The organism is Ruegeria sp. AB8, from assembly GCF_056542605.1.
Genome location: NZ_JBQGAB010000061.1, coordinates 1 through 5,731, shown reverse-complemented (window position 1 = coordinate 5,731; position 5,731 = coordinate 1). Strand labels below are relative to the sequence as shown.

Sequence of the window (5,731 nt, the reverse complement as noted above, 5' to 3'; positions counted from 1 at the left end):
CATCTTCGGTGATAAGATAGGGGTTTTGAGCAAAACCGTTTGCATCAAAAATACGGGCATTGATCGCAGAACCGGACGTATCGCCTTGCTGCCCGTCATCGGACTGCCAGGTGACAACAAAATCGCCATTGGCAAGGGCTGTTACACTCGCGTTGCCTTGAAAGAGATGGTTAAATTCATTGACCAGGAATTCACTGACGATCTCGTTACCATCCGCATCAAAGATGCGGGCCTTGATGGCAGAGCTGGAAGCATCACCTTGTTGCCCGTCATAAGAGTGCCAGGTGACGATGAAATTGCCATTGGCGAGGGCGGTAACACTCGGGTCGTGTTGGCCGTTATTGGTAAACTCATTGACCAGGAATTCATTTACAATCTCAACACCGTTCTCATCGAAAATACGGGCCTTGATGGCAGAACCAGACGCATCGCCTTGCTGCTGGTCATCAGACGTCCAGGTGACGACAAAACTCCCATTGGCGAGGGCTGTCACACTCGAGAACGCCTGACCGCCATCGGTAAACTCATTGACCAGGAACTCACTGGCGATCTCACCGCCATTCGCATTAAAGATGCGGGCCTTGACGGCAGTACTGGAAATATCGCCTTGTTGTCCGTCAGAAGACTGCCAGGTGACGACGAAATCGCCGTTGGAAAGCGCTGTAACGCTCGGGCTGTTTTGCCAGTCATCGGTAATCTCATTGACCAGGAATTCGCTGACAATCTCAGCTCCACTCGCATCAAGAATGCGGGCCTTAATGGCAGAACCAGACGCATCGCCTTGCTGCTGGTCATCAGACTCCCAGGAGACAACAAAATGGCCATTGGTGAGGGCTGTAACACTCGATGACTCTTGCTTGCCATCTGTAAATTCATTGACGCGGAATTCACTCGTGCCAACAATATCATGACCTGCCACAGGTGCATCATTGGCAGGTGTGATCTCAAGCGCAAAGGTGTCGCTGGCTGAAAGTGACCCGTCACTGGCCGTTACCGTGACACTCAATGTGCCATTGAAGTCCTGGGGCGGTGTGCCTGAGAAGCTGCCGGAAGCCGCATCAAACACCAGCCAGTCCGGCAGGGCCGTGCCATCCGTAAGTGTCGCACTCAGGGTCAGCGCATCGCTATCCACATCCGTGAATGCGTTCGCCGGCAGCACAAAGCTCACGGCTTCATCTTCCGCGGAAGTCTGATTGGACAATGCAAGTGCCACAACAGGGGCATCATTGGTTCCGTGCACAATGATCGAAACGGTTGCGACGCCCACACCGCCATTGCCGTCATCGGTCGCATAGGAAAATGTGTCGATAAGTGTCTGGCCCTCTGCCAGGGCCTGAACATCAGCTGCCCCGGTGGGATCGTAGCTGATGGTCCCATCAGTGTTCAGCGTCAGGGCTGCACCATGCGCACTTGTGGCAGAAACCGCTGTCACCGTGAGTGCGTCCCCGTCGACATCGCTGTCATTGGCCAGAAGCGTGGCGGTATCAATTGAGGTCACAACATCTTCGGTGATCGGAGCGGGACTTTGCACAACATCGTTAACTGCGACAGGTGCATCGTTGACAGGGGTAATCTCAAGCGCAAAGGCATCGCTTGCTGAAAGAGACCCGTCACTGGCCGTCACCAGTACATTGACCATGCCATTGAAATCCTGCGGCGGTGTGCCTGAGAAGCTCCCTGCAACCGCATCAAACACCAGCCAGTCCGGCAGGGCCGTGCCATCCGTAAGTGTCGCACTCAAGGTCAGCGCATCCCCATCCACATCCGTGAATGCGTTCGCCGGCAGCACAAAGCTCACGGTCTCATCTTCCACGGAAGACTGATCAGGCAATACAATCGCCACAACAGGCGCATCGTTGGCTCCATGAACAACCACGGAAACACTTGCGGTGCTCTCCCCGCCATTACCGTCCTCGACCGTATAGGTGAATGTATCCGTCAGGGTCTGACCCTCTGCCAGGGCCTGAACAGCGTCTGCGCCGGTTGGATCATAGCTGATCGTCCCGTCGTCTGTGTTCAGCGTCAGGGCCGCGCCATGTGCACTCGTCGGAGACACATCCATCACCGTCAGCGCATCTCCATCCACATCGCTGTCATTGGCCAGAAGCGTGGCGGTCTCAATCAGGGTGACAACATCTTCTGTGATAATCTTGTGACTTTGAGCAACACCGTTCGCATCAAAAACGCGGGCCTTGATGGCGAGGTCCCCATCGCCCTGCTGTCCGTCATGAGACTCCCAGGTGACAACAAAACCCCCATTGGCGAGGGCTGTCACACTCGGGTTCTGTTGCCAGCCATTGGTGAATTCATTGACCAGGAATTCACTGACAACCTCATCGCCATTCTCATTGAAAATGCGGGCCTTGATGGCAGTACCGGACGTATCCCCTTGCTGCTGGTCCTCAGACATCCAGGTGACAACAAAATGGCCATTGGTGAGCGCTGTAATACTCGGGTATACTTGCCAGCTATCGGTGAATTCATTGACCAGGAACTCACTGACAATCTCATCGCCATTCTCATTGAAAATACGGGCCTTGATGGCAGAAGCGGACGCATCCCCTTGCTGCTGGTCATGAGACCCCCAGGTGACAACAAAACCCCCATTGGCGAGGGCTGTCACACTCGGGTCCTCTTGCCAGAAGTTGATGAATTCGTTGACACGGAACTCACTGACAATCTCATCGCCATTCTCATTGAAAATACGAGCCTTGACGGCAGACCAAGACGTATCCCCGTGCTGTTGGTCCCAAGAATGCCAGGTGACGACAAAATGGCCATTGGCGAGCGCTGTAACGCTCGAGTATAGTTGCGCGTCATTGGTGTATTCATTGACCAGGAATTCACTGACAATCTCATCGCCATTTGCATCGAAAATGCGGGCCTTGATGGCAGAACTGGACGTATCCCCTTGCTGCCCGTCAAGAGAATGCCAGGTGACGACGAAATGGCCATTGGCAAGGGCTGTCACGCTCGGCCAGCCTTGCATGTCATGGGTAACTTCATTGACCGGGAACTGACTGACAATCTCATTACCATCCGTATCAAAAATACGGGCCTTGATGTCAAAACCAGACGGATGCCCTTGCTCCTGATCATTGGACGGCCATGTGACGACGAAATGGCCATTGGCGAGCTCGGTAACGCTGGGGGTCAATTGACTACCATTAGTAGACTCATTCACCAGAAATTCACTGACAATCTCCACACCATTCTCATTGAGAATACGGGCCTTGATGGCAGTTTCAGACGTATCGCCCGGCTGTCCATCATCAGACTGCCAGGTGACGACGAAATGGCCATTGGCGAGAGCGGTAACACTCGGGTCGCTTTGAGAGCCATCGGTGAAGTCATTGACCAGGAACTCACTCGGATCAACAGTATCATCAGCCGCGACAGGTGCATCATTGACCGGGGTAACATCAAGCACAAAGGTGTCGCTGGCCGAAAGAGACCCGTCGCTGGCCGTCACCATCACGTTGACTGTTCCATTGAAGTCCTGGGGCGGTGTGCCCGAGAAACTCCCCGCAACCGCATCAAACTCCAACCAGCCAGGCAGGGCCGCACCATCCGCAAGCGTCGCGCTTAAGGTCAGCGCATCGCCATCAACATCCGTGAATGCATTGGCCGGTAATACAAAGCTCACAGATTGATCTTCTGCTGAAAACTGATGAGGCAATGCAAGTGCCAGAACGGGTGCATTGTTCATTACGGTCATTCCTTTATCCAATTCAAGCTGTGAGCAATTGAGATGATCTCATTTGCATGCTGTACATGTGAGTGATGAGTGAAAACCTGTTGTTATTGTACTGGCTAACGTTCCAAAGCTTTGTTGCTTTTGACTTTTGCTGTCTGATTGACCGCGAATACGTCCAGCCAATTCGTCCCGCATCCAACACTGGATCCAGATCGCTGAATTGGAAAATACCATGATTCTATATTTGAATAGGAAAAGGCTATGGTGGGGTCTGCACCTGTCAGACTGTTACTTTGTCAATACGGCCTGAGCAAACAGTCGCCACAAGCACCATTATCGCACCAGAAGTCTGCAATGGTCTTCTGGTCAGGGCGAGTTGCCCAGTCAACCACATCAGTTCGACGTTCCGCCCTGCATTACGTTCTAACCAATGGCCGTGCCTGGCTCACCCAAACACTGACCGCTATCGCAAACGGGCATAAACAGTCCAACATCAGCAGCCTGATGCCCTGGAATTACGCCACAGACCTGTAATCGGTGCACCGCCTTCACTTTATCCTGAAAATGACGCAGAAATCTCAGCGGCCCAATGCATGTACCGGCTGCTGTTCTCCGCCGTCCCTGAGGCCCTGGTTCAGACCTGCATCGTGCATCTGGTGCGCTATGCACTGCGCAGCTCTCTCGGCAGATGAAGTGGCCGAAACATCTGCCCGTGCGGCTCAAAACCTGTGACTGAGGGCAAATCCAATGTAGGGATTGGGGTCACCGCCTTGTGCGCGATATCCCGCGTTAAACAGAATTTCCGGTCCGGGCGCTTCTGAAGCAAGCTGATAGGTCAGGCCAATATCTATCGGCCGCACTGAAGATGTAATCTGCACAGTTTGAGAGCTTCTTGTCACGCCCGTGCTTTCCTGACCGGCCACTGCTGCAACCCTGTCCCGGGGGAGGTCGATTGAAATCTCACCAGAGGAGATCTGGAGCGGACTGGATATCGACAAGTGCATCGTGCCTGGGCTGCCGAGAAAGCGTTTCTTGCTGATTGAGACGCTGCCGGCACGCCCCGTCAGGCTTTTGCCGCCCGTGACCAGGCCTGCCTGTTTGAAATCTGTCCTGCTTTGCGTGCCCGATACCGTCAGGAGCGTGCCCTGCCCGACCGCAACAGATCCGGATATTTCCAAGAACGAGGTAGAGCTGCGTCCGCCCTGACCCGCGGCTCCCATAAAGCGGGATCCAAGGACTGTGCCGTTTTCTTCTATGAGGCCGAACTGGGCAGAAAGGCCTGACCCATCTTTGTCTTTTGCTTCAAGCCCTATGCTGGTCCTTGAGAAGGAGCCCGTGGATGATCCGACCGCGTGGTCAGTAATAAGGGCCAGCGCTTGTGTGAGTTCAAACTTGTGCCTGAATGAGTAGTCTTCTGTCAGAAGCTGTCCAAATGGATCTGCGTCTGGATCTATGTCGCCGAGAGTTATCTCATAGGAGAACACATCCCCATCAAAACGGAGACCTGTTCCGTGATCTGAACGCATGAGTGTGAGGCTGTCGCTGGCCTTTGTTTCCCGTACGAAGGTGGGGCGGGGTCTTGGCGCCTTGAGTTCGGAGACCAGGGCACTGGCAGCAAGCTCAAATCCGCGCGTATACGCATCTGCAACCATCAGGGTCTGCCCTGCGAGGGCCTGGTTGAGGGCTGGCGCCAGGGCGCCGCTGGCGACGATGCCCGTTTCGGCGAGAGGCATGGCGGCGCTCTCGATGGTGTTCCCCTGGTAGACGACAAGCTCACCCATAGGAAGCATGGCGCGTTCCAGATTGAGGAGGCCCTGCCCGTAGATCGGGTCAACACCCGGCTCACCGAGATCTTCGGCTGCCGCGAACATAATCTCAGCGATTACGGGTGCTGTCAGGTGTGGCCACTGGCTCTTCAATACGGCATAGGCGCCAGTGACATAGGCGGCTGCAATGGATGTTCCGTTCAAGTGAGTGAAGCCGTTGCCGTTGGGGATGATAATGACACCTGCGCCTGGCGCAGCGAGGCAAAAG

2 protein-coding genes and 1 pseudogene are annotated in these 5,731 nt (G+C 54.5%); 1 reads left to right on the top strand and 2 read right to left on the bottom strand.

The window, feature by feature from the left end:
• On the bottom strand, nt 1-3,709 hold a 3,709-nt coding region (locus ACR0CG_RS23480), incomplete at its 3' end, for a tandem-95 repeat protein (protein WP_480527898.1).
• Between the two features lie 423 nt (nt 3,710-4,132).
• On the opposite strand from ACR0CG_RS23480, the pseudogene ACR0CG_RS23475 reads away from it, so the two are divergent.
• Nucleotides 4,133-4,231, top strand: a pseudogene (locus ACR0CG_RS23475) (transposase domain-containing protein); the annotation flags it as partial.
• A gap of 185 nt (nt 4,232-4,416) precedes the next feature.
• Here the strand turns inward: ACR0CG_RS23475 and ACR0CG_RS23470 are convergent.
• Nucleotides 4,417-5,731 (bottom strand): S8 family serine peptidase (locus ACR0CG_RS23470; RefSeq protein ID WP_480527896.1); only part of this gene is annotated, 1,315 nt, incomplete at its 5' end.